This is a genomic window from Microbacterium sp. MTN4-26 (genome assembly GCF_042846595.1).
Lineage (GTDB): Bacteria > Actinomycetota > Actinomycetes > Actinomycetales > Microbacteriaceae > Microbacterium > Microbacterium luteum.
In genome coordinates, this window is the sequence record NZ_BTGO01000004.1 from 195221 (window position 1) to 219555 (window position 24335).

A 24335-nucleotide genomic window follows, 5' to 3' on the forward strand; every position below is an offset into this window, starting at 1 on the left:
AGTTGCGAACGGGCGGGCGGGGTCAAGCCTTCGCGCCGGCCTTCGACGCCGTCGACCGCGTGCGGGGTGCGGTCCGGGCTCCCGGAGCGGCGATCGGGGTCATGCGCTGCAGCTGCGTGACATGACGCGGCTCGAGTTCCTCCAGCGACGAGACGCCGAGGAGGGCCATGGTGCGCGTGAGTTCGGTGCGCAGGATGTCGATCGTCTTGTCGACGCCGGCGCGCCCGCCGGCCATCAGGCCGTAGAGGTACGCGCGGCCGATGAGGGTGAACTTCGCCCCCAGCGCGATCGATGCGACGATGTCCGCGCCGTTCATGATGCCCGTGTCGACCATGATCGTGGCGTCCTTGCCGACCTCGCGCACCACCTGCGGGAGCAGGTGGAACGGTACGGGTGCGCGGTCCAGCTGACGGCCACCGTGGTTGGAGAGCACGATGCCGTCGACCCCGAGGTCGATGAGCTTCTTGGAGTCGGCGACGTTCTGCACACCCTTGATGACGATCTTCCCCGGCCACATCTGCCGGATGATCTCGAGATCCTCGTAGCTGATCGTCGGATCCATCGCGGCGTTGAGCAGTTCGCCGACCGTTCCCCCTGTCGTCGACAGCGACGCGAACTCCAGCTTGGGGGTGGTGAGGAAGTCGATCCACCACCATGGGCGCGGGATGGCGTTGAGGATGGTGCCGACCGTCAGCTGCGGGGGGATCGAGAATCCGTTGCGCTTGTCTCGCAGTCGCGCGCCGGCGATGGGCGTGTCGACCGTGAACATGAGCGTGTCGAAGCCTGCTTCGGCGGCTCGGCGCACGAGGCCGTACGAGATGTCGCGGTCGCGCATGACGTAGAGCTGGAACCAGTTGCGCCCGGTGGGGTTGGCGGCCTTGACGTCTTCGATCGAGGTCGTGCCGAGCGTCGACAGCGTGAACGGGATGCCGGCGGCTCCGGCAGCACCCGCCCCGGCCGTCTCGCCCTCCGTCTGCATGAGACGCGTGAAGCCGGTCGGCGCGATGCCGAACGGCAGCGCGCTCGGTCCCCCGAGCACCTCGGTCGAGGTGTCGACGTGCTCGGCGGGGCGCAGCACGTCAGGATGGAACTCGATGTCCTCGAACGCCTGACGCGCTCGCGCCAGCGACAGCTCCCCCTCGGCGGCACCGTCGGTGTAGTCGTAAGCGGCCTTCGGCGTGCGCCTCTTGGCGATGCGCTGCAGGTCGTAGATCGTGAGGGCACCCTCGAGACGACGCCGGGTGGGATTCAGCTCGGGCTTCTTGAACTGCATGAGTTCGAGGAGCTCGGCGGGCTTGGGCAGCTGACGCTGGACCATGGTTTCCTTTTCCTTCTGCGATGGACGATCAGCGGGACAGCCCCGCGTGGGCGTAGTAGCCGGAGATGTGCTCGTTGACGAGACGGCGGGCGCGAGCGGGGTCGCCGTCGTCGACGGCCGCGAGGATCTCGGCGTGCTCGTCGCGCAGGCGCGCCGCCGTCGCATCCCAGTCGTCGATGTTGTCGGCGCCCCGGCGAACGTAGGACTCGATGGATGTGCGGAGCCCGGCCATCATCGCGGAGATCACGACGTTGCCCGATGCCTCGGCCAGGCTCAGGTGCAGCTGCGCGTCGAGCGCGAGGAACTCCCCCGGCGTCAGATCGGTCGCCGCCATCGCCGCCATCACGCGGCGGGACTCCCGGATGCTCCGATCCGGGTCCCGCGCGAGCGTGTCGACGACGGCTTCCTCGAGCGCGAGCCGCGTGCGCACGACGTCGTGGAGGGGGAAGCCCTGTGCGGCGACCTGCAGTCTCAGGAGGGCCTGCATGCCGCCCGTCGGGGCGGCGACGATGATCGCGCCCGATGCCGGGCCCGATCCGGTGCCGGTGCGGATGAGTCCCATGACCTCGAGCACGCGAAGCGCCTCGCGCACGCTCGAGCGGCCGACGCCGAGGCTCCCGGCGAGCTCCCGCTCGGCGGGGAGCCGGTCCCCCGGCCCGAGGCGCCCTTCGAGCAGATCGTTCTCGATCTTCTCGAGCACGACCTGCCACGCACGCGACGGTGCAGGCGTCGACGGTTCCGCCATGAAACGTTTTCCTTCCGTGGTCTGACCATCGTACACACTGTGGTCAGACCACGGAAGCCGTCTGCCGAGGCGGCGCGGTGACTACTCGGCGGTCGCGTATCCCTGCGGGTTCTGCGACTGCCAGGTCCAATAGTCGCGCGACGCCTCGTCGATGCCGAATCGCGCCTTCCACCCGAGCTCGCGTTCCGCCTTCGCCGGGTCGCAGTAGGTCGCCGCGACGTCACCGGGGCGGCGGTCCAGGATCTGGGTGGGGAGCTTGCGCCCGACGGCCTTCTCGAAGGAGGAGATCAGCTCGAGCACGCTCACGGGCCGACCCGTGCCGAGGTTGTACACCGCGTATCCCGGTGCGGCCTTCTCGAGCGCGGAGACGTGCCCGTCGGCGAGATCGACGACGTGGATGTAGTCGCGGAGTCCCGTTCCGTCGGGGGTGTCGTAGTCATCGCCGAAGACGCCGATGCGCTCAAGTGCTCCGATGGCGACACGCGAGACGTACGGCATGAGGTTGTTCGGGATGCCGGTGGGGTCCTCGCCGATCAGGCCGCTCGTGTGCGCGCCCACCGGGTTGAAGTACCGCAGCACCGTGACATTGACGTCGGGGTTCACGCGCGCGACATCCGCCAGCACGACCTCGTTCATGCGCTTGGACTTGCTGTAGGCGTTCGAGAGGTCGACGCTCGTGGTCGACTCCTCGGTGAACGGCAGGTCGGCGGGGTCGGAGTAGACGGTTCCGGTGCTCGAGAAGACGAAGGAGCGGATGCCGTGTGCGAGGCCGACGCGCAGCAGCGCGAAGGTGGTGTCGAGGTTGTTGGCGTAGTACTCCAGCGGCTTCTGGGTCGACTCCCCGACCGCCTTGAAGGCGGCGAAGTGGATGATGGCGTCGATCGGGCCGTGGTCGGCGAACGCGCTCTCGACGACCTCGTCGTCGGCGGCGTTCCCGACCACGAGCGGGGCGCTCTTGCCGGTGATCCGCTCGACGCGCTGCGCCGCGACGGCGCTCGTGCCCGACAGGTCGTCGAGCAGCACGACCTCGTGTCCGGCGTCGAGCAGGGAGACGGCGGTGTGCGCGCCGATGTAGCCGGCCCCGCCGGCAAGGAGTACTCGCATGCCTCCAGACTAGCCAGCACCGCCCCGGCGGGCGATCAGCGTCCGTCCAGCCGTCCGCCCGACTCACCCAGGTAGCACTCCGCGCACATCGACTCGTAGGTCACGCGGTCCGCCGTCAGCTCGTCAATCGCGACCTGGTCGCCGTCGAAGACGAACCTCCCGCCCACCAGGCGCGCGTTGAAAAGCGCCTTCCGTCCGCAGCGGCAGATGGTCTTCAGCTCCTCGAGACTGTGCGCCAGCTCCATGAGGCGTCGCGAGCCGGGGAACGCCTCGGTGCGGAAATCGGTGCGGATGCCGTAGGCGAGAACCGGGATGCGGTCGAGGACGACGATCCGCATCAGATCGTCGACCTGAGCCGGGGTGAGGAATTGCGCCTCGTCGAGCAGCAGGCACGCCACGTCGGCGCGCCGCGGTGGGTCTTCATCGGGGAGCAGACTCTCCCGCGCCTCCGCCTGAACGCGCGCGCGATGCTCGGCGAACAGAGCGCGCAGGTCCTCATCGGGACGGATCAGGAAGTCGACCGGCCGCGTGACGCCGAGACGGCTCGAGACGCGATCGGCGTCTTTGGTGTCGATGGCAGGCTTGGCCAGCAGCACGCGCTGACCGCGCTCCTCGTAGTTGTACGCCGCCTGAAGCAGGGCGGTGGACTTGCCGGAGTTCATCGCCCCGTAGCGGAAGTAGAGCTTCGCCACGACTCCTCCTCCTACCGGCGTCCGACCGTGCCCGTCGCTGCGGACATGCCCGCTGCGCGGATCATCGCTGGATGGCGAGAACCCGGGCGGTCGTGTCCAGCACCGCGTCCGCCGCCTCCGGGCGGGGGTTGAGCGTCTCGCCGTAGCTCGGGATGAGCTCTCGCAGCCGCGGCTCCCACTCCGACACGCGGTCGGGGAAGCAGGTCTTCAGCAGCCCGAGCATGATGGACACCGCCGTCGAGGCGCCGGGCGAGGCTCCCAGAAGACCGGCGATCGACCCGTCCGCGCTCGTGACGACCTCGGTGCCGAACTGCAGCACGCCGAGCTTCTTGGGGTCCTTCTTCATCACCTGGGCGCGCTGGCCGGCGTCGAGCAGCTCCCAGTCCTCGTCTTTGGCTGTGGGCATGAAATCACGCAGGCTCGCCACCTTCTGCGCGTGATTCTTCAGCAGCTCGCTCACGAGGTACTTGATGAGGCCGGGGTTGTCGATCGCGACCTTGAGCATCGGCAGGATGTTGCCGGGACGCACCTGCGCGAACAGATCGAACCAGCGTCCGTTCTTGAGGAACTTCGGGCTGAAGGTCGCGAAGGGGCCGAACAGCAGCGAGGTCTCACCGTCCACGACGCGGGTGTCCAGGTGCGGGACGGACATGGGGGGTGCGCCGACGGAGGCCTGCGAGTACACCTTCGCCCGGTGGCGGGCGACGATCGCCGGATTCGACGTCTTCAGCCACTGACCGCCGATCGGGAACACGCCGTAGCCGGAGATCTCGGGAATGCGCGAGGACTGCAGCAGCTTGATCGCCCAGCCGCCCGCGCCGACGAAGACGAACTTCGCATCGCTCGTGCCGGGGGTGCGGCCGATGGTGTCCCGCCAATGGATGCGCCACGAGCCGTCGCCGCGACGCTTGACCTTGCGCACTTCGCGGTTGGTGATCACCTCGACACCCCGCTCGCGGAGCGCGGCGAACATCTGGCGCGTGAGCGCCCCGAAGTCGACGTCGGTTCCGGCGGGGACGCGCGTGGCCGCGAACGGCTCACCGGCGCGACGCTTGTCCATCAGCAGCGGCGCCCACTGATTGATGACGCGGGAGTCCTCGCTGTACTCGATCCCGGCGAACAGCGGCTGGTCCTTCAGCGCCTCGTAGCGCTTCTTGAGGTAGGCCACGTCCTTCTCGCCGCGCACGAAGGTCATGTGCGGCGTCGCATTGATGAACGTCGAGGGGGCGTCGAGCACTCCGGCGTCGACGAGGGATGTCCAGAACTGCCGGCTCTGCTGGAACTGCTCGTTGATCGAGATGGCCTTGGCGGGGTCGACGGTGCCGTCCTTCGCCTCGGGCATGTAGTTCAGCTCGCACAGCGCAGCGTGACCCGTGCCGGCGTTGTTCCAGGCGTTCGAACTCTCCTCGGCGACATCGCTCAGCCGTTCGTAGACGACGATCTTCCAGTCGGGCTGCAGTTCGGAGATGAGCGTGCCCAGGGTGGCACTCATGATGCCACCACCGATCAGCACGACGTCGGCGGGTTCGGTCACCCGTCGATTCTAGGCGCGCGGGCGGAAAGCGCCGAACTCACGCCGTGACGCCGCGACGGGCCGCGACGACCTCGGCGATCTGCACGGCGTTCAGCGCCGCCCCCTTGCGCAGGTTGTCGTTGCTGATGAACAGCACGAGACCGCGGCCTTCGGGGGCGGACTGATCCTGCCGGATGCGGCCGACGAAGCTCGGGTCCTGACCGGCAGCCTGCAGCGGGGTCGGAACCTCTTCCAGACGCACCCCGGGAGCATCCGCCAGCACCTCGCGGGCCCGCTCGGGCGTGATGTCGCGGGCGAACTCGGCGTTGATCGACAGCGAGTGGCCGGTGAAGACCGGCACGCGCACGCACGTTCCCGCGACGCGGAGGTCGGGGAGCTCGAGGATCTTGCGGCTCTCGTTGCGGAGCTTCTTCTCCTCGTCGGTCTCGTTCAGGCCGTCGTCGACGACGGATCCGGCGAGCGGGATGACGTCGAACGCGATCGGCGCGACGTACTTCTCCGGCTGCGGGAAGTCCACGGCTGAACCGTCGTGCACGAGGCGGAGGGTGTCCCCCTGCGAGAGAACGCCTTCGATCTGACCGAGAAGCTCCTGTGCCCCCGCGAGACCCGATCCGGAAACGGCCTGGTAGGTGCTGACGATCAGTCGTTCCAGACCCGCCTCGGCGTGCAGGGCCTTCAGCAACGGCATGGCGGCCATCGTGGTGCAGTTCGGGTTCGCCACGATGCCCTTGACCGCATCGTCGATCGCGTGCGGGTTGACCTCGCTGACGACCAGCGGCACCTCGGGGTCCATGCGCCACGCACTGGAGTTGTCGATCACGAGCGCACCGGCCTCGGCGAACCGCGGCGCGTGCGCACGACTTCCGGTGGCTCCGGCGGAGAAGAGCGCGATGTCGACACCGGCGGGGTCCGCGGTCGCGATGTCTTCGACCACGATGCTCTGGCCGGCGAAGTTGATCGCCTGACCGGCCGAACGCGCGGTGGCGAACAGGCGCAGCTCACGGATGGGGAACGCCCGCTCGGCGAGGATCTCGCGCATCACGGTTCCCACCTGGCCGGTGGCGCCGACGACGGCGACGGAGAGTCCGGAATCGGAGATACGGGTCATGACGGTTCCTCGGTTCGGGTCGAGCTCGGGGAGCGGGAGGGCCGGACGCATCCGGCCGGAACGGGTGGAAGGGCCGAGTTTAGCGGCCGGTGCCGGCGTAGACGGTCGCGTCGGCGTCGCCGTCGAGGCCGTAGGCGGTGTGGACGACGCGTGCCGCATCCGCGAGATCGTCCCCGCGCAGCACGACCGAGATGCGGATCTCGGAGGTCGAGATCATCTCGATGTTGATGCCCGCGGTGCTCAGTGCCTCGAAGAGGGTCGCCGAGACGCCCGAGTGCGTGCGCATCCCGGCGCCGACGACCGAGAGCTTTCCGATCTGATCGTCGTGCACCAGGCTCGCGAAGCCGATGTCGTCCTGCTCTCCGGCGAGGGCCTTGATCGCCGTGGCGGCGTCGGGCTTGGGAAGGGTGAAGGAGATGTCGGTGCGACCGGTCGATGCGGCGGAGACGTTCTGCACGATCATGTCGACGTTCGCACCGGACTTCGCGACGATCTTGAAGATCTCCGCCGCCTTGCCGGGCACATCGGGCACGCCGATGACGGTGATCTTGGCTTGACCGAGGTCGGTGGCGACTCCGGCGACGATCGGCTCTTCCATGGTCTCTCCCTCTTCGCCGTCGGGAACGGTCATCCCCGGACCCAGAACGTAGGTTCCCACGCCCGAGCTGAACGTGGAGCGGGCGTGGATGAGCACGCCGTGACGACGCGCGTACTCGACCGCGCGGATGTACAGCACCTTCGCGCCGTTGGCGGCGAGCTCCAGCATCTCCTCGGCGCCGACGACGGACAGCTTCCTGGCCTTGGGCACCACGCGAGGGTCGGCGGTGAAGATCCCGTCGACGTCGCTGTAGATCTCGCACATGTCGGCGTCGAGGGCCGCCGCCAGGGCCACCGCGGTCGTGTCCGAGCCACCGCGCCCGAGGGTCGTGATGTCGCGGGTGTCGCGGTTGAAACCCTGGAACCCGGCGACGATCACGATCGCCCCGTCATCGAGCGCCTCGCGCAGGCGGATGGGGGTGACGTCGACGATCCGCGCCGAGCCGTGGTCGGCCGTGGTGATCATGCCGGCCTGGCTGCCGGTGAAGGAGCGCGCCTCGAAGCCCATCGAGTGGATGGCCATCGCCAGCAGCGCCATCGAGATGCGCTCACCGCTGGAGAGCAGCATGTCCATCTCGCGCGGCGCCGGGATGGGCGCCACCTGCCCGGCGAGGTCGATGAGCTCGTCGGTGGTGTCACCCATGGCGCTCACGGCGACGACGACGTCGTCACCGGCACGACGGGCATCCACGATGCGCTTGGCGACTCGCTTGATGCTCTCCGCGTCGGCGACGGACGAACCGCCGTACTTCTGGACGATCAGCGCCACGTTGGATCTCCCGGGTTGCGCGGGCACGAAGAATGGGTCGGACGAAGGCACGCCCGACCCACCATCTTACGGACGGGCCCATGCCCTCTTCGCCATGTGACGGACGCACCGGTCGGCCGCCCGGCGCACACTGTTCGCGCACAGCATCCGAGATCTAGGATCGAGTCGGCCAACGCGGCCGAATCATCGACGCGGCCGATTCATCGACGCACCACACACCTCGCACCACCCGGAGGATGCACCCGCATGCCCCCTCGCCGCCGACGCCTGCTGCCGAGCCTTCGCGACCTCGTCAACAGCGACGTCCCCACCGACACCCTCACCGAAGCGCTCCCGGTGATCGACGACGCGCTCGCCGCTCAGATCGTCGAGCTCGCGATCCGCATGGGCGAGACGATGCTCGTCGCCGGCGCCCCGGCGAGCGAGGTGACGCTGACCATCGTGCGCGTCACCGGCACCTACGGGCTGGATCAGGTGCACGTCGACGTCACCTACAACTCCATCACCGCGACCTACCACCGCCCGGGAGCCGCGAGGCCGATCACCTCGATGCGCGTCGTCCGCGGGGCGGCACCCGACTACGAGCGGCTGCAGCGCGTGCAGGCCCTCGTGGCCGACATCCGGGCGGGGCTGGATCCGCAGACCGCCGCCGAGCGCTACCGACGCATCCGGCGCACCGCCTTCCGATACCGCCCGCCGGCCGTCGTCGTCGCCCAGGGCATGCTGGCCGTCGGCGTGGCGGTCATGTTCGGTGCGCCGTGGATCGTCATCGTGCTGGCCTTCGTCGCCGCGATCCTCGCCGCGTTGACGCAGTACGCTCTCGCCAAGGCCCGTGTGCCGTACTTCTTCAGCCAGATCGCGGGCGCCTTCGTCCTCACCCTGACGGCAGCCTTCAGCCCGTTGCTCGCCATGACGCCGCTCCCCGGCGCACAGGAGATCCGCCCGTCGGTGATCGTCGCCTCCGGCATCGTGCTCATGCTCGCGGGACTCACGGTCGTCGGGGCCGCCCAAGACGCCATCGACGGCTTCGCACTCACGGCGATGGGCCGCATCCTCGAACTCATCACTCACACGCTCGGCGTGGTGCTGGGCATCTTGGCCGCTCTCGAGGTCGCGCGCGTGGTCGGTCAGGCGATGGAACCACCGAGCGAGGCGCTTCCCCTGGGACCTGTGCCCCTGCAGTTCCTCGGAGCCGCGCTGGTGGCCGTGGCCGTCGCCGTCTACAACGGCGCCGGGCGACGCATCATCGTCGTGAGCACGGGGCTGAGTCTCGTCGCCTGGCTGGGCTACCTGGCCGCCGACGCCGTCGGGTTGGAGACGGCCGCGGCGAGCGGGTTCGGCGCCTTCGTCGGCAGCTTCGTCGGCGTCGTCGTGGCCTTCCGCCTGCACGTGCCCTCGATCGCGATCACCACGGCCGCGATCCTTCCGATGGTGCCCGGTGCCGCGGTGTTCCGGGGCCTCCTCAGCATCGTCGAGGCCGGCGACGAGGGCGCCCTCATGATCGTGGGCTTCGAGAACCTCGTGGGCGCCGCGGTGGTCGGCATCAGCCTGGCGGTCGGCGCCTCGCTCGGCATCTACGTCGGCCAACCGGTGCGCGCCTCGCTCGGCTCGGTGTCTCGGACTCGGGTGCGCCTTCGCCGCTGACCCGGACGGCGGCTGGACGCCGACGGTCCGCTGGGTCAGCCGATGGCGCGCCGACCTTCGAACGCGCGCCCGAGCGTCACCTCGTCGGCATACTCCAGGTCGCCGCCCACGGGGAGGCCCGAGGCCAGGCGCGTGACGGAGATCTGCAGGGTCTGGAGCAGACGACTGAGGTAGGTCGCGGTGGCCTCCCCCTCGAGGTTCGGGTTGGTCGCGATGATCACCTCCTGCACGGTGCCGTCGGCGAGACGCTGCATGAGCTGCGTGATCCGCAGGTCATCCGGTCCGATGCCCGCGATCGGGCTGATGGCGCCTCCGAGCACGTGGTAGAGGCCGCGGAATTCGCGCGTGCGCTCGATCGCCGCGACGTCTTTGGCATCCTCGACGACGCAGATGACGCTGAGGGTGCGCCGCGGGTCGCGACAGATGCCGCACCGCTCCTGCTCGGACACGTTCCCGCAGATCTCGCAGAAGCGCACCTTGTCGCGCACCTCCGACAGCAGCTGCGCGAGGTGCGAGACGTCGAAACCCGGCGTCTGCAGGATGTGGAACGCGATGCGCTGTGCCGACTTCGGCCCGATGCCGGGGAGGCGTCCGAACTCGTCGATCAGGTCTTGGACGATGCCGTCGTACATCAGGCGAACCTCGTCGGTGCGTCGTAGGGCTCCTCGCGGACGAAGGTCGCGCCGAGCACCTGCCGCACGACGGCCTCGCCGTAGCGCTGCCCACCGCCGACGCGCGCTCGCGCGGTCGTCTCCGGGCCCGACGGCGTCAGACGCGGAACGACGATCGGCGGGGCGGGGGCATCGTCGGGTCGCACGTCGGTGTCGAGCTCGTCTTCGTCGCCATCGTCGTCGGCGACCGGCGCCACGTCCTCGCGGGGAAGCACGTCGCCCTCCCTCGCGGGAGCGAGGACCTCGGTCCGCGTGGCCGCACGCGCGTCTTCGGGGTCGTCGTCGACGGCGAGCTGGCCGAGCGGCGCGCCCGGCGACGGCGCGTGCGAGGAGGGCGCGTCGGTGGGCCGGGGCTCGTCGCGCGGGATGGGGGCGACGGCCCAGTCGGTCACCGCGCTCGCCGCTGCCCGGGCCGGCGCGGGTCCGCGCGAGCGGGGCGGTGCCGTGTCGGCGGGGTCGGGAGGCGGCGGCGCGGAATCGCCGTCCGGGGGCGCTGACGGTTCGGGAGCCGACCCGCCGCCGGGGCCGGAACCACCGTCGTCGAGGTTCGCGAGGTACTTCACCCGCACGCCGAGCACGGCGACGATGGCCTGCCGCAGGTCTTCGCTGGGTCCGGCACCCGCGGTGCGCTGCTTGAACCGGCTGATGTCGGCAGCGCTCGTGAACGCCAGCGTCAGCACGTCATCGGTGAGATCGGCGACGCGGGCGCCGAGCACGACGAGCCACGATGAGCGGCTGATCGACTCGAGACGGCCGAGGACCGCATCCCAATGGGCTCGCACGACCTCGGTGGTGATCGGGCCCGACGGCGGCTCGGGCGCAGGCTCGCGCTCCGGTGCCGGCGGCGCGGATGGCGCCGACGCAACCGGCTGCGACGACGGCGACTGCGGCGACGACGAGACGCCGGACGAGGGGGAGACGGCGGGTGCTGACGCGGGCGCCGGCACCACCGGGCCCTCCGCGATCGCGACGGGAGCGGCAGCACCGGTCGCAACAGCGCCGTTCACCACAGCGCCGGCCGCAGCGTCTGCGGCGGTGAGAACCCGCGCCACCATCAGCTCGAGCTGGAGACGGGGAGAGGTGGCTCCCGTCATCTCGTCGAGAGCGGCGATGACGACGTCGGCGGTGCGGGAGAGGCGGGCCGCACCGAACGCGTCGGCCTGGCGCGTGTAGTTCTGCAGCTCTTCGCCCGACAGGCCGCGCAGCACGGCCGATGCGCCGTCGCCGGTCGCGGCGATGATGATGAGGTCGCGCAGCCGTTCGAGGAGATCGTCGACGAATCGACGCGGATCCTGACCGGTCTGCACGACGCGGTCGACGGCCCCGAAGGCGGCCGCCGCGTCGCGGGCGCCGAGCGCGTGGATCACCTCGTCGAGGAGCTCGCCGTGCGTATAGCCGAGGAGGGCGACAGCGCGCTCGTACCGCACCGCGACGCGCTCGTCCGTCACATCGGACCCGGCGATGAGCTGGTCGAGCAGCGACAGCGTGTCGCGGGGAGAGCCGCCGCCGGCACGGACCACGAGCGGCAGAACGCCAGGCTCGACATCGACGTTCTCACTCGCGCACAGCTCTTCGACGTAGGAGAGCATCGCTGCCGGCGGCACCAGCCGGAACGGGTAGTGGTGCGTGCGCGAACGGATGGTGCCGATGACCTTCTCGGGCTCGGTCGTCGCGAAGATGAACTTCACGTGGTCAGGGGGCTCCTCGACGAGCTTCAGCAGCGCATTGAATCCCTGCGGGGTCACCATGTGCGCCTCGTCGAGGATGAAGATCTTGAAGCGATCGCGCGCCGGCGCGAAGATCGCGCGCTCGCGCAGGTCGCGCGCATCGTCGACACCGTTGTGGGAGGCTGCGTCGATCTCGACCACGTCGAGGGAACCCCCTCCCCCGCGGCCGAGCTCGACACAGCTCTCACACGTGCCGCACGGGGTGTCGGTGGGACCCTCGGTGCAGTTCAGGCACCGGGCGAGGATGCGCGCCGACGTCGTCTTGCCGCATCCGCGCGGGCCGGAGAAGAGGTAGGCGTGACCGACGCGATCACCGCGGAGCGCGGTCATCAGCGGCTCGGTGACCTGCGACTGCCCGATCATCTCCCCGAACGCCTCGGGGCGGTAGCGGCGGTAGAGGGCGGTGGTCACCCCGACAGCCTACGGCGTCGCTCCGACATCGTGTCGGCGCCCGCCACAGCCCGCCACGCGAACGTCGGAGAATCGCGCCGATGTCGGACGATTCGGCCCAGATCCTCCGACCTCGGGCCGAATCTCCGACATCGGAGACCGGGCGGGCGGATGGGGAGAGCGGACGAGACAGGGATGGGCTGCCTGTCAGGCGTCGACGCCGTGCTCCGAGGGCACCTGCTCCTCGTCGCCGATGACCGGGATGCTCGTCGTCATGGCCGGAACGGAGGCAGAGATCAGCGTGCCGTCCTCGCGACGCGCGTCGAGGAAGCTCTGGAACGACGGGCGGCCCGAGATGAGCGGCCCCTGATCCGGCAGCGGCACGACGACCACGCCCCCGCCCTCGATGACATAGGACGCGCCCCGCACGGTGAACGCCACGGGGCTCCCCTCCCCCGCGTCGACGCGCATCTCGTGATGACGCACGGTGATGTCCAGGCGTGTGCCCTGCCAGTGCAGCGTGTAGGCGAGCTCCGGCCAGTCGGCGGGCAGACGCGGATCGAACGACAGCTCGCCGAAGTGGTCGCGCATGCCCCCGAAGCCGGAGACGAGCGCGGTCCACACCCCGCCCGCCGACGCGACGTGCACACCGTCGGCGGCGTTGTGGTGCAGATCGGCGAGATCCACGAACAGCGACTGGACGAAGTACTCCAGCGCCAGCTCCTGATATCCGACCTCGACGGCCAGGATCGACTGCACGACGGCCGACAGCGTGGAGTCGCCCGTGGTCAGCGGGTCGTAGTACTCGAAGTCGGCGAGCTTGTCCTCGGGCGAGAAGTGATTGCCCTGCAGGAAGAGCGCGAGCACGACGTCCGCCTGCTTGAGCACCTGGTAGCGGTAGATCACCAGCGGATGGAAGTGCAGCAGCAGCGGCCGCTGCTCACGCGGCGTGTGCTCGAGGTCCCACACCTCGCGGTCCAGGAACACCTCGTCCTGCGGGTGGATGCCCAGCGCCTCGCTGTAGGGGATGTGCATGGCCTCGGCCGCGCGATCCCAGATCTCCGCCTCCGCCGGGTCGAGCCGCAGCCGCTCGACCATCAGACGGTAGGCGTCGGGGTCGTTCTCGGCCATCTCCTCGACCGTGCGCGCCGCGAACCGCAGGTTGAACCGCGCCATGACGTTGGTGAACAGGTTGTTGTTGACGACGGTCGTGTACTCGTCGGGCCCGGTCACGCCATGGATGTGGAACGAGTCCTCGCCGTGGCCGTTGCTCGAGCGCCAGAATCCGAGTGTCGTCCACAGCCGCGCCGTCTCGACGGCGATGTCGACGCCCTCGCGGTAGAGGAAGTCCTCGTCGCCGGTCGCGCGCACGTACTTCGCGACGGCGAAGGCGACGTCGGCGTTGATGTGGTACTGCGCGGTGCCGGCGGCGTAGTAGGCCGACGCCTCCTCGCCGTTGATCGTGCGCCACGGGAACAGCGCGCCGGCCTCGTTGAGCTGACGCGCGCGCCGGCGTGCGGCCGGCAGCATGAGGTAGCGCATCCGCAGCGCGTTCCGCGCCCACAGCGGGGTGGTGTATGCCAGGAACGGCATGATGTACACCTCGGTGTCCCAGAAGTAGTGGCCGCTGTAGCCGGAGCCGGTCATGCCTTTCGCGGGAACGCCCATCCCGTCGGCGCGAGCCGCTGCCTGCGCCAGTTGGAACAGACACCAGCGCACGGCCTGCTGGATGTCGTCCTGGCCGCCGATGCGCACGTCGGAGCGGTCCCAGAAGTCGGTGAGCCATGCGCGCTGACCGTCGATGAGCTCGCCGTACCCGCGCCCGAGCACGCGGTCGATCACCCGACGGCCGCGGTCGACGAGCTCGCGAGCCGGCACACCGCGGGAGGTGTGATAGCTCACGAACTTCGTCACGGTGGTCGGCACGCCGGCCCGAGCGTCCACACGGAAGACGTTCTTGGCGATGTCGGGCTCGATGAGGCGGCGAGCGTCGTACTCGTTGTCGGTCTCGACGACGTGATCGGCGACGACGGCGATCGTCATCCCGGATTCGGACACGCGGAACGACAGCGCCGAGCGGTTGTGGTCCTGCCAGTACTCCTGCGGCTGGAGCACCCGGTCCTGGATGCGCTCGGCCTTGCGCGGATCCCATCCCGACTTCTTCGTGGCGTTCGGCGTTCCACCGTAGACGTCTTCGCCGTCCTGCCGGTTCAGCAGCTGGCACGAGATCGTGACCGGCGCGTCGGAGTTGAGCACCGTGACCGTGCGGCGCATCGCCGCGAGATGCTTCTCGCCGAACGACACCATCCGCTCGTCTTCGATGAGCACCTCCTTGCCGGAGGGCGTGACCCAGAGGATGCGCTGACGCAGAACGCCCTCGCGCATGTCGAGCACCCGCTCGTACTCGCGCACGTCGGCGAGGTCGAGCGAGAGGGGCTCGTCGTCGACGTAGACGCGCATGACCTTCGCGTCGGGGGCGTTGACGATGGTCTGACCGACCTCGGCGAATCCGTATGCGCGTTCGGCGTGGTGAATCGGGAAGGTCTCGTGGAAGCCGTTGATGAACGTGCCGTCCTCGTGCGCGTGCCGCCCCTCGGGCAGGTTGCCGCGCAGTCCGAGGTAGCCGTTGCCGACGGCGAACAGCGTCTCGGTGACCCCGATGTCGGACATGTCGAAACGGGTCTCGATGAGACGCCACGGATCGGCCGGGAAACGATCGCGATCGATCATTCGGATACCTCCGGCACGAACTCGGCGAGGTCCGAGACGACGACGTCGGCGCCGGCGGCGAGCAGCGCATCCTCACCCGCACCTCGGTCCACACCCACGACGAGACCGAAACCGCCCGCGGCGGCCGACTGCACCCCGCTGATGGCGTCTTCGACGGCGACGCTGCGCGCGGGGTCGACCTGCATCATTCTCGCCGCCGTCACGAACACGTCGGGGGCGGGCTTGGAGGCCAGGTGGTCGCGCTCCGCGATCACGCCGTCCATGACGACCGGGAAGCGGTCGCGGATCCCTGCCGCAGTGAGCACCTCCTCGGCGTTCTTCGAGCTCGACACGACACTGACCGGCATGTCGACGGCGGCGAGCGCGTCGAGCAGCTGGACCGACCCGGGGTAGGGGGCGATGCCCTCGGCGCGCAGCACCCGGGCGAAGACGTCGTTCTTGCGGTTGCCGATGCCGCACACGGTGTCAGCCGACGTCGGGTCGGACGGGTCGCCCCACGGCACCTCCACGTCACGGCTGCGCAGGAGCGCGGCGACACCGTCGTAGCGCTTCTTGCCGTCGAGGTGGTCGAAGTAGTCGCGTTCGGTGTACGGCGGCTCGATCCCCCACTGGGCGAAGAGCTCCTCGAACATGGTGCGCCACGCGTGCATGTGCACCTCGGCGGTCGGGGTGAGCACCCCGTCGAGGTCGAACAGCACGGCGTCGTAGGTCGTCAGGTCGGGCAGGGCGGGGGAAGACACGGGACCTCCTCGCGGGGGCGGACGGGGTGGGCACACCTTCGCGCCTGTGGCCAGCTTAGGGGGATCGGGGGCACGCCCGAGACAGCCTCGGTCTCAGCCGCGGGCGACCTCGAGGCTCTGGCGCGCGATCTCGAGTTCCTCGTCTGTGGGCACGACGAGCACGGTCACTGCGGAGTCGTCGGCGGAGATGGTGCGGATGCCGCGCGCGGGCGCCTCATTCCGCTCCGGATCGATGCGCACGCCCGCGAATCCGAGGGTCGCGAGGGCCTGTTCGCGCACGGCCGGCGCATTCTCGCCGACACCGGCGGTGAAGACGATGACGTCGACGCCGCCGAGCTGGGCGAGGTAGGCGCCGGCGTAGGCGCGCAGGCGGTGGACGTAGACCTCGAACGCGCGCGTCGCGGTCTCGTCGCCCCGGTCGACGCCGGCCTGGATGTCGCGCATGTCCGAGGCGCCGGCGAGACCGAGCAGGCCGCTGCGCTTGTTCAGCAGGGTGTCGAGATCGTCCGTCGACAGCCCCGCACGTCGTGACAGGTGCAGGAGCACGGCCGGATCCAGGTCACCTGAGCGGGTGCCCATCACGAGCCCTTCCAGCGGCGTCAGTCCCATCGAGGTGTCGATCGAGCGACCGCCGTCGATCGCCGCGACCGAGGCGCCGTTCCCGAGGTGGAAGACGATCTGGCGCAGCTGCTCCAGGGGCCGCTCGAGGAAGTCGGCCGCCGCCTCGCTCACGAACTTGTGCGATGTGCCGTGGAATCCGTACCGGCGCACGCGGTGCGCGGCGGCGAGCTCCGCGTCGATCGCGTACGTGTACGCAGCAGCGGGAAGGGTCTGGTGGAACGCGGTGTCGAACACGGCGACGTGCGGCACCTCGGGGAAGGCCTTCTTCGCCGCGGTGATCCCCTGAAGATTCGCCGGGTTGTGCAGCGGAGCCAGCACCGACAGCTCGTCGATGTTGATCTCGACCAGCGGCGTGATGAGAGTGGGCTCGAAGAACCGCGCGCCGCCGTGCACGACGCGATGGCCGACGGCGATCGGCGGCTCGTCGTCGAGCGACGGCCCGTGCTCGGCGAAGGCCCGGATCATCAGGTCGAAGCCTGCGGTGTGGTCGGGGATACGCTCGGTGAGAGTGGAGGTGGCCTTGCGCACCGCGGGCGCCGGGCCCTCCTCGGCGAAGAAGAAGACGGTGTGCGTGGCAGACCCGGTCTCCTCGCCGATGCGCTCGACGAGTCCCGCCGCGAGCACGTTCTCGGCCGCCATGTCGATCAGCTGGTACTTGAACGACGACGAGCCGCTGTTGATGACGAGGACGGGTGTCATCTCATTCCCCCTGCGCCTGAATGGCCGTGATCGCGATGGTGTTGACGATGTCCTGCACGAGGGCACCGCGCGAGAGGTCGTTGATCGGCTTGTTCAGTCCCTGCAGCACGGGGCCGATCGCGACGGCGCCGGCCGAGCGCTGCACCGCCTTGTAGGTGTTGTTGCCGGTGTTGAGGTCGGGGAAGACGAAGACCGTGGCGCGGCCGGCGACCTCCGACCCCGGAAGCTTTGCGGCTCCCACCGCCGCATCGGCGGCGGCGTCGTATTGGATCGGTCCCTCCACGAGCAGTTCCGGGGCGCGCTCGCGCACGAGGGCGGTGGCGGCCCGCACCTTGTCGACGTCAGCTCCCGTTCCGGATTCGCCGGTGGAGTAGGACAGCATCGCGACCTTCGGCTCGATGCCGAACTGCGCCGCCGTCGCCGCCGAGGAGACGGCGATGTCGGCGAGCTGCTCGCTCGTCGGATCGGGGATGACCGCGCAGTCGCCGTACACGAGCACGCGATCGGCGAGCGCCATGAGGAACACGCTCGAGACCACGGACACGCCGGGCTTGGTCTTGATGATCTCGAAAGCGGGGCGGATCGTGTGAGCGGTCGTGTGCGCTGCTCCGGAGACCATGCCGTCTGCGAGGCCGGCATGGACCATCATCGTGCCGAAGTACGACACGTCGGTGACGGTGTCGGCGGCTCGTTCGAAGGTCATGCCCTTGTGCGCGCGCAGTCGCGTGTACTCGTCGGCGAACTTGTGCACGTGCACGGCATCGAACGGCGAGAGCACCTCCGCCGCCTGGATGTCGATGCCGAGCTCGAGGGCGCGGGCACGCACCTCGAACGGCTCGCCCAGGATGACGAGATCGGCGATGCCGCGCTTGAGCACCGTCGCCGCGGCGCGCAGCACGCGGTCGTCGTCGCCCTCGGGCAGCACGATCCGCTTGCGCCCGGCGCGCGCCCGCTCGATGAGCTGGAACTCGAACATGAGGGGGGTCACCACGGTCGCCCGTGCGACGCCGAAGGCGCGCAGCAGCTCGGTGGTGTCGACGTGGTTCTCGAACAGCGACAGTGCGGTGTCGTACCGACGCTGCGAGTCGGCGGCGAGGCGCCCGCGCGTGGACATGATGCGCACGGCCGCTTCGTACGTGCCGAGATCGGAGGTGATGATCGGGACCTTCGAGCCGAGGCCGTCGAGCAGACGTCGCACGGGTTCGGCGAGGTCGAACCCGCCGTTGAGCACGATGCCGGCGATCGAGGGGAAGGTGCCCGAGGCGTTCGCGAGGAGCGTCGCCAGGAGCACTTCGGCGCGGTCGGCGGGGATCACCACGACGGCGCCCTCGAACAGACGCGGCAGGACGTTGACGATCGACATGGCCGCGACGACGACGCCGAGGGCGGGCCGCGTGAGCAGGTCGGGGTCTCCGGCCAGCAGCTCGCCGTCGACGGATCGCATGATGCCGCGGATCGACGGGGCGACGAGGAAGCGGTCCTCCGGGATCGCCCACACCGGGACCGCGGCCTGATCCGCGCGCGGGTGCGAGGCGATGGAGGCCGCCACGGATGCGCGTACGGCCTCAGCGGTCTCGGCGACCAGGTCTTCACCCGCGCGGTTGGCCACGACGGCGAAGACCTCGGCTCGTTCGTGGAGCAGCTCCGTGACGGCGAGCGCGGCGATCTGTCCCATCTCGTCGGGCGTGCGCGGCACCGTCGAGCCGAGCTGCTCGGGCTGTCCCTGTGCGGCGCGTCCTCCGAGCACGAGCAGGACCGGGGCGCCGAGGTTCGCGGCGATGCGCGCGTTGTAGGCGAGTTCCGCGGGGCTGCCGACGTCGGTGTAGTCGCTCCCGACGATCACGACCGCGTCGCACTTCGCCTCGACCGCCTTGTAGCGCTCGACGATCGTAGACAGGGCCGCGTCGGGGTCTCGGCGCACGTCGTCGTAGGTGGTTCCGACGCAGTCGTCGTAGGCGAGATCCACGCCGTCGTGCGCGAGCAGCATCTCGAGCACGTAGTCGCGCTCCTTGGTCGACCGTGCGATCGCGCGGAAGACCCCCACCCGCGGGGTCGCATGCCCCAGGGTCTCGAGGACTCCGAGGGCGACGGTGGACTTGCCGGAGTGTCCCTCGGCGGATGTGATGTAGATGCTCTGCGCCACGCTCCCAGCCTAGAGCCGGGCATCGCGGCGGTCATCGGAGTTCGCTGGATGTTCCACCGAGCAGACAGGCCGAGCGCGCCGGAGATCCCCACCGGAAAAGAAAGACTCTCCGCGAACCCGGCAGAGCCTGGTTACCCTTGCTACGTTTCCGTCCTGGGGGAGTTGGCCTGGATGCCGCCTCGCGGAGAGCTGCCCCCAGTCTAACGGTTCTCGTGCGCGCGTCGAGTCGGCGCCGGACCGGCCCCGTGGCCGATGCGCATTGTTACGATCGAGCCGTGGGCGAGGATGCTCGCGCACCGCGGGCGAGGGGAGTCCCAGTGACAGACACGACCACCATCGGAACCGCGTCCGGTGCGAGCGCGATCGATTCCGCCGAGAGCTTCACCGACGCGACCCGCGCGATCATCGGCTCCGTGGAGCGGGTGATCGACGGCAAACCGGCCGCCGTCCGTTCCGCGCTCGTGTGCCTGCTGGCCGAGGGGCACCTGCTCATCGAAGACGTTCCCGGCGTCGGGAAGACCATGCTCGCCCGCGCCCTCGCGGCGTCGGTCGACGCCAGCGTGCGGCGCATCCAGTTCACCCCCGACCTTCTTCCCGGAGACGTCACCGGGGTCAGCGTCTTCAATCCGGTCGCGCGCGAGTTCGAGTTCAAGGCGGGCGCGATCTTCGCCAACATCGTCATCGCCGACGAGATCAACCGCTCCTCCCCCAAGACCCAATCGGCACTGCTCGAGGCGATGGAGGAGCACCAGGTCACCGTCGACGGCCGGTCCCATGAGCTCGAGGAGCCCTTCCTCGTCGTCGCGACGCAGAACCCGCTGGAGATGGAAGGCACGTACGCGCTTCCCGAAGCCCAGCGCGACCGGTTCATGATGCGCATCTCGATGGGCTATCCCGACCCCGCGTCGGAGGCGCTCATGCTGCGGCAGCGCGAGACGGTGAACCCGTTGCGCGGACTCACGCCGGTCGTCAGTGCGGCCCAGGTCGAAGACCTCATCTCCTGGGCCCGGCGCGTGCATGTCGCTCCGGCGATCGAGGAGTACGCCGTCGCTCTGGCCTCCGCCACCCGCACCCATCCCGACCTGCGGCTCGGGGCGAGCCCGCGCGCCACGCTGCAGCTCGTGCGCGCCGCGAAGGTGTGGGCGGCGCTCGACGGTCGCGGCTTCGTGATCCCCGACGACCTCACCGCACTCCTCGCCCCCGTCTTCGTGCACCGTCTGATTCCGACGCGGGCCGCCGGGGGCGCGCGGGCGCGGTCCGGCGCCGACGCGGTGGCCCACATCCTCGAGACCATCGCCGGGTCGGTGCGGGTGCCTCTGGCGACACGCGGATGAGGTGACCGTGCGACGTCTCTGGCCCTTCACCGTCCGCGGTACCGGCGCGCTGATCCTCTCCGTCGGATGCCTCATCGCCGCGAACGAACTCGGCCTGGTGGAGCTGCTCTACTTCGGCGTGCTGCTGATCGCCGTTCTGGTCGCCGCGGTGCTGTCGCTGTTCCTCACCCGCCGCACCGGGGCGGTCGAGCGCACCATGATCCCCGAATCGGTCGGCGTCGGCGACACCGCCGTCGTCACCGCGCGGGTGACGGTGCGCACGGCGGTCCCGACCCCTCCCGGCACCTGGGAGGACACCCTCCCGCGCGGACTCGGAGGCACAGCCACCGGCTCCTTCCCCGCACTCGCCTCCGGGCTGCGCGGATCGCAGCGCGCCGTCGAGCGGTCGTACACGGTCACCGGCCTCACCCGAGGCATCCACGACCTCGGCCCCTTCGCCCTCACGACGACGGACCCGTTCGGCCTCGCCCGCCGCCGCACCGTGCGCGGCGAGCGCACCGCGGTGACCGTGACGCCGGCCGTCGTCGAGCTGCCCGGCATCCCCGACGCCGGCGGCGCATCCGGCGGGAGCCGACTCACGGTCGACCTGCACCTCGGTCAGGGCGCCGACAACCTCGTCGCCCGGCCGTACCAGTCCGGCGACTCGATGCGGCGCATCCACTGGCGCGCCACCGCGCACCGGGACGAGCTCATGGTGCGGCAGGAGGAGCAGGAGTCCACGCCCGAGGCGACCGTCGTGCTCGATCTCGGGGTGCTCCGGTGGTCACCCGAGGCGATGACCGCGCCCGGGTCGGATCCGGCTTTCGAAGCCGCGGTGTCGGCGTGCGTCTCGGTCGTGTCCCGCCTCGTCCATGACGGCTACGGCGTCGACGTCATCGACAGCGACGGAGCCACCCTCACCGACCGCCTCGACAGCGGAGACGTGATCGAGGTGGAGGCGATGACCGCCCGCTTCGCCAGCCTCCTGGCGCGCCCCGACGACCACCTGGCGCGCCTCTCCCCCGTCTTCACCGGCGGGATGACGGGCCCCGTCGTGCTGATCGTGGGTCGGATCGATCCCGCCGACGTGAGCGCCATCGCTCCGATCGCCCACCACAGCACCCTTCCCATGCTCTTGGCGGTGACCCCCCGAGGCGACGTCCTCCTTCGCGCCGAGGAGGCGGGCTGGCTTGCCGCCGCGATCCCCGAGGACGCGGACCTCGCCGCGGCGTGGTCGGCCGTCGGCGAGAGGCTGGTGGGTGACCGTGTCGGCTGAGTCCACCGTCGCCGGTCGCGACCGGCTGAGGATCGCGCTGATGCTGCCGCTGGGCATCGCCGCGGCGATCGTCGCCGCGCTCCTCCCCCTCGCGCGCGTTGTGCTTCCGGCGCAGTGGATGCCCGGAACGCTCACCCTCGTCCTCCTCGTGCTGGCGGCCGGTTTCCTGGCGCGCCGAGGGGGCCTGGCCGCGCTCGCGGTGACGCTCATCGAGACCGGCGTCTGGGCGGCCTTCATGATGCTCGTCTTCCTCCGCGACACCGCGCTGCTGTGGATCATCCCCACCGCCGGTACGGCCGACGAGCTCGTGCAGCTCCTCGCGACCGCGGCGGAGGAGATCACGTACGGCGCAGCCCCGCTCCGCGCCGGCCCCGCCCTGGCGTTCCTCATCGTCGCCTCGGTCGGACTCCTGACGGTGATCGTCGACCACGTGGTCGTGACCGCCCGTATGCCGCTGCTGGCCGGCATCGCCCTCATCGCGGTCTCGCTCATCCCGTCGATCGTCGTGCCCGACGACCTCGATGTCGTCGCCTTCGTGCTGCTGGCCGCCTCCATCCTCTTCCTGATGCGCGTCGACACGCTCTCCCGCCAGGCGCCCGCGGCCCGTGCGGCCACCCGCGGAGCGGGCATCCCCGCCACCGCGGTCGGGATCGGCGCCGTCGCGGTCGTCGTCACGCTCGTCGTCGCCCCGGCCCTTCCGCAGCCGGTCGCCCGGAGCCTCCCCGGCGGCCTGAACGTCGGCAGCGGCATCGATGCGACGCTGCAGCTCGGCGACGACCTGCGCAGGCCCCGCGAGGTCGAGGTGCTCCGCGTGCGCAGCAGCGCTCCGCTGCCGCCGTACCTGCGCGCGACGACGCTGTCGACCTTCGACGGCGCCGTCTGGCTTCCCGACGAGGACGAGACGGCCGTGCTCGACGACGAGACCGCCATGGAGCCGGTCTCGGTCCCCCCCGACGTGCGCGTGGAGGAGTACACCACCGACGTGTCGATCCAGAGCCTCTCCTCGACGTGGCTGCCGATGCCGTTCCCGGCCGTTGGTGTGAGCGGGCTCGAGGGCGACTGGTCGACCGTGCCCTACAACCGCACCGTCGTCAGCGACGGGGCGCGCACGCAGGACCAGGACTACGAGGTCGTCACGCAGGTGCCGCGGCCGACGCGGGAGCAGATCCGCGCCGACGAGGCCTCCCCCGACGGGCTCAGCCCGGAGCTGACCCAGCTGCCGGACGATCTGCCCGCCATCGTCGAAGACCTCGCGATCGAAGTGACAGAGGGGACCACGAACGACTACGACGCGCTCATCGCGCTGCAGAGCTGGTTCCGCGGACCGGAGTTCCGCTACTCGCTCGATGCGCCGGTCGAGGATGGTTTCGACGGCACGGGCGCGCAGGCGATCGCGCAGTTCCTCGAGCAGAAGGAGGGGTACTGCGTGCATTACGCCGGCGCCTTCGCCCTCATGGCCCGCGCCCTCGACATGCCCAGCCGCATCGTGGTCGGCTATCTTCCCGGCTCCTCGACGACCGACGCGATCGAGCGCGAGACGGTCTACTCGGTCTCGTCGTCGCAGCTCCACGCCTGGCCGGAGGTCCACTTCGACGGGCTCGGGTGGGTCTCCTTCGAGCCCACCAACAGCCTCGGCACGCCGACCAGCTTCTCCGCGGCACTGTCCTTGGCCGGTCCGGAGTCCGGCGGCACGGAGACCGAAGAGACCGAGGAGACGGAGCCGACCCCGACGCCGACCCTCCTGCCCGAAGAGGAACAGGCTGAGGAGAGCGGCGAAGCCCTCGGAACGACGAGCGGCACCGACGACGCCCTCCCCACCCTCGGTGTGATCGCCGCCCTCGTGCTGCTGCTGGCGGCGCCGGCCTCGCTGAGGTCGGTGCGAGCGCGTCGCCTCATGCTCGCCGCACGGCGGGGAGACGCGGCCGCGGCGTGGCTGGTCGTGCAGGACACGGCGATCGACCTCGGCATTCCTGTTCCCGCGAGCGAGACCCCGCGCACTCTGGCTGCGCGCCTCGCGCAGAGCCACGGTGCGCCCGAGGCGGCCATGGCGACCCTTGCCGACGCCCTCGAGCGAGCCAGCTACGCACCCTCGGGCACGGTCGCCGCCGGAGACCCCGACGCGCTCGCGGACGCGGCCGCCGCCTCGTCGGCGGCGCTGCTGCGCAACGCACCCGTCGCGCGGCGCATCCTCGCCGTCGTCGCACCCCGATCGCTCGTCATGCGCCCGGGCAGCGCCTTCGCCGGGGCGGGAACCCGCGCCCGCGCGTGAGACCCGCGCCGCGCGTGCGTTAGGATGGTCCGCGGCCCTTCGGGGCCCGGGAGGATTCGCCTAGTGGCCTATGGCGCACGCTTGGAAAGCGTGTTGGGTGCAAGCCCTCAGGGGTTCGAATCCCCTATCCTCCGCCGAACGAAGCGCTGCTCCCCGAGGGGTGCAGCGCTTCTTCGTTTCGAGCCGGGCCCGTCCCCCCGGCCCCGCTTCGAGAGGAGATCCCTCTTTGCGAGGACGCTCCGCGA

17 protein-coding genes, 1 tRNA gene and 1 other RNA gene are annotated in these 24335 nt (G+C 70.2%); 5 read left to right on the forward strand and 14 right to left on the reverse strand.

Annotated features, from left to right (window positions below):
- Positions 1 to 22: 22 nt before the first annotated feature.
- From ACGG9C_RS05145 to ACGG9C_RS05175, 7 genes are all read right to left on the reverse strand, one after another.
- Complete coding sequence (locus tag ACGG9C_RS05145; protein WP_194384785.1) at positions 23 to 1318, reverse strand: alpha-hydroxy acid oxidase; 1296 nt, start codon at positions 1316 to 1318, stop codon at positions 23 to 25.
- A gap of 28 nt (positions 1319 to 1346) precedes the next feature.
- Positions 1347 to 2063 (reverse strand): FadR/GntR family transcriptional regulator, encoded by a 717-nt coding sequence (locus ACGG9C_RS05150; protein ID WP_194384784.1) that lies wholly within the window; start codon positions 2061 to 2063, stop codon positions 1347 to 1349.
- Between the two features lie 81 nt (positions 2064 to 2144).
- Positions 2145 to 3167 (reverse strand): UDP-glucose 4-epimerase GalE, encoded by a 1023-nt coding sequence (galE, locus tag ACGG9C_RS05155; protein ID WP_071044412.1) that lies wholly within the window; start codon positions 3165 to 3167, stop codon positions 2145 to 2147.
- A gap of 35 nt (positions 3168 to 3202) precedes the next feature.
- Positions 3203 to 3859: a thymidine kinase gene (locus tag ACGG9C_RS05160; RefSeq protein ID WP_194384783.1), complete on the reverse strand. Its 657-nt coding sequence runs from the start codon at positions 3857 to 3859 to the stop codon at positions 3203 to 3205.
- A gap of 61 nt (positions 3860 to 3920) precedes the next feature.
- Complete coding sequence (locus tag ACGG9C_RS05165) at positions 3921 to 5393, reverse strand: malate:quinone oxidoreductase (protein WP_194384782.1); 1473 nt, start codon at positions 5391 to 5393, stop codon at positions 3921 to 3923.
- A gap of 37 nt (positions 5394 to 5430) precedes the next feature.
- The gene (locus ACGG9C_RS05170) at positions 5431 to 6501 is read right to left on the reverse strand and encodes an aspartate-semialdehyde dehydrogenase (RefSeq protein WP_194384781.1); all 1071 of its coding nucleotides are present in this window, start codon (positions 6499 to 6501) and stop codon (positions 5431 to 5433) included.
- Between the two features lie 79 nt (positions 6502 to 6580).
- Positions 6581 to 7867 (reverse strand): aspartate kinase, encoded by a 1287-nt coding sequence (locus tag ACGG9C_RS05175; RefSeq protein WP_071044408.1) that lies wholly within the window; start codon positions 7865 to 7867, stop codon positions 6581 to 6583.
- A 246-nt stretch (positions 7868 to 8113) separates the two neighbouring features.
- Between ACGG9C_RS05175 and ACGG9C_RS05180 the strand changes: the two genes are divergently transcribed.
- Positions 8114 to 9511: a threonine/serine exporter ThrE family protein gene (locus tag ACGG9C_RS05180; protein WP_194384780.1), complete on the forward strand. Its 1398-nt coding sequence runs from the start codon at positions 8114 to 8116 to the stop codon at positions 9509 to 9511.
- Positions 9512 to 9546: 35 nt separating this feature from the next.
- Here the strand turns inward: ACGG9C_RS05180 and recR are convergent, their stop codons facing one another.
- From recR to ffs, 7 genes are all read right to left on the reverse strand, one after another.
- Positions 9547 to 10143, reverse strand: a complete 597-nt coding sequence (gene recR, locus ACGG9C_RS05185) for a recombination mediator RecR (RefSeq protein WP_071044406.1) — start codon at positions 10141 to 10143, stop codon at positions 9547 to 9549.
- Complete coding sequence (locus tag ACGG9C_RS05190) at positions 10143 to 12320, reverse strand: DNA polymerase III subunit gamma and tau (RefSeq protein WP_194384779.1); 2178 nt, start codon at positions 12318 to 12320, stop codon at positions 10143 to 10145. The genes recR and ACGG9C_RS05190 overlap by 1 nt, the downstream gene beginning before the upstream one ends.
- 186 nt (positions 12321 to 12506) lie before the next feature.
- Positions 12507 to 15029 carry a glycoside hydrolase family 65 protein gene (locus ACGG9C_RS05195; protein ID WP_194384778.1) on the reverse strand — a complete coding sequence of 841 codons (2523 nt, stop codon included), beginning with the start codon at positions 15027 to 15029 and terminating at the stop codon, positions 12507 to 12509.
- On the reverse strand, positions 15026 to 15769 hold the full coding sequence (locus ACGG9C_RS05200; RefSeq protein WP_194384777.1) for an HAD family phosphatase: 744 nt from the start codon (positions 15767 to 15769) through the stop codon (positions 15026 to 15028). Before ACGG9C_RS05200 ends, ACGG9C_RS05195 begins: the two co-directional genes overlap by 4 nt.
- 93 nt (positions 15770 to 15862) lie before the next feature.
- Complete coding sequence (locus ACGG9C_RS05205; protein WP_194384776.1) at positions 15863 to 17089, reverse strand: acetate/propionate family kinase; 1227 nt, start codon at positions 17087 to 17089, stop codon at positions 15863 to 15865.
- 1 nt (position 17090) lies between these two features.
- Positions 17091 to 19232 (reverse strand): phosphate acetyltransferase, encoded by a 2142-nt coding sequence (pta, locus tag ACGG9C_RS05210; RefSeq protein WP_194384775.1) that lies wholly within the window; start codon positions 19230 to 19232, stop codon positions 17091 to 17093.
- Between the two features lie 97 nt (positions 19233 to 19329).
- Positions 19330 to 19426: signal recognition particle sRNA small type (gene ffs / locus ACGG9C_RS05215), an RNA gene on the reverse strand.
- 123 nt (positions 19427 to 19549) lie between these two features.
- On the opposite strand from ffs, the gene ACGG9C_RS05220 reads away from it, so the two are divergent.
- The 4 genes from ACGG9C_RS05220 (at position 19550) to ACGG9C_RS05235 (ending at position 24224) form a co-directional block, all read left to right on the forward strand.
- Positions 19550 to 20566 (forward strand): AAA family ATPase, encoded by a 1017-nt coding sequence (locus tag ACGG9C_RS05220; RefSeq protein WP_390178366.1) that lies wholly within the window; start codon positions 19550 to 19552, stop codon positions 20564 to 20566.
- A 7-nt stretch (positions 20567 to 20573) separates the two neighbouring features.
- Positions 20574 to 21821, forward strand: a complete 1248-nt coding sequence (locus ACGG9C_RS05225; RefSeq protein WP_194384774.1) for a DUF58 domain-containing protein — start codon at positions 20574 to 20576, stop codon at positions 21819 to 21821.
- Complete coding sequence (locus tag ACGG9C_RS05230) at positions 21805 to 24090, forward strand: DUF3488 and transglutaminase-like domain-containing protein (RefSeq protein ID WP_194384773.1); 2286 nt, start codon at positions 21805 to 21807, stop codon at positions 24088 to 24090. The genes ACGG9C_RS05225 and ACGG9C_RS05230 overlap by 17 nt, the downstream gene beginning before the upstream one ends.
- A gap of 49 nt (positions 24091 to 24139) precedes the next feature.
- Positions 24140 to 24224 (forward strand) — tRNA-Ser (locus ACGG9C_RS05235).
- Positions 24225 to 24335: the final 111 nt, after the last annotated feature.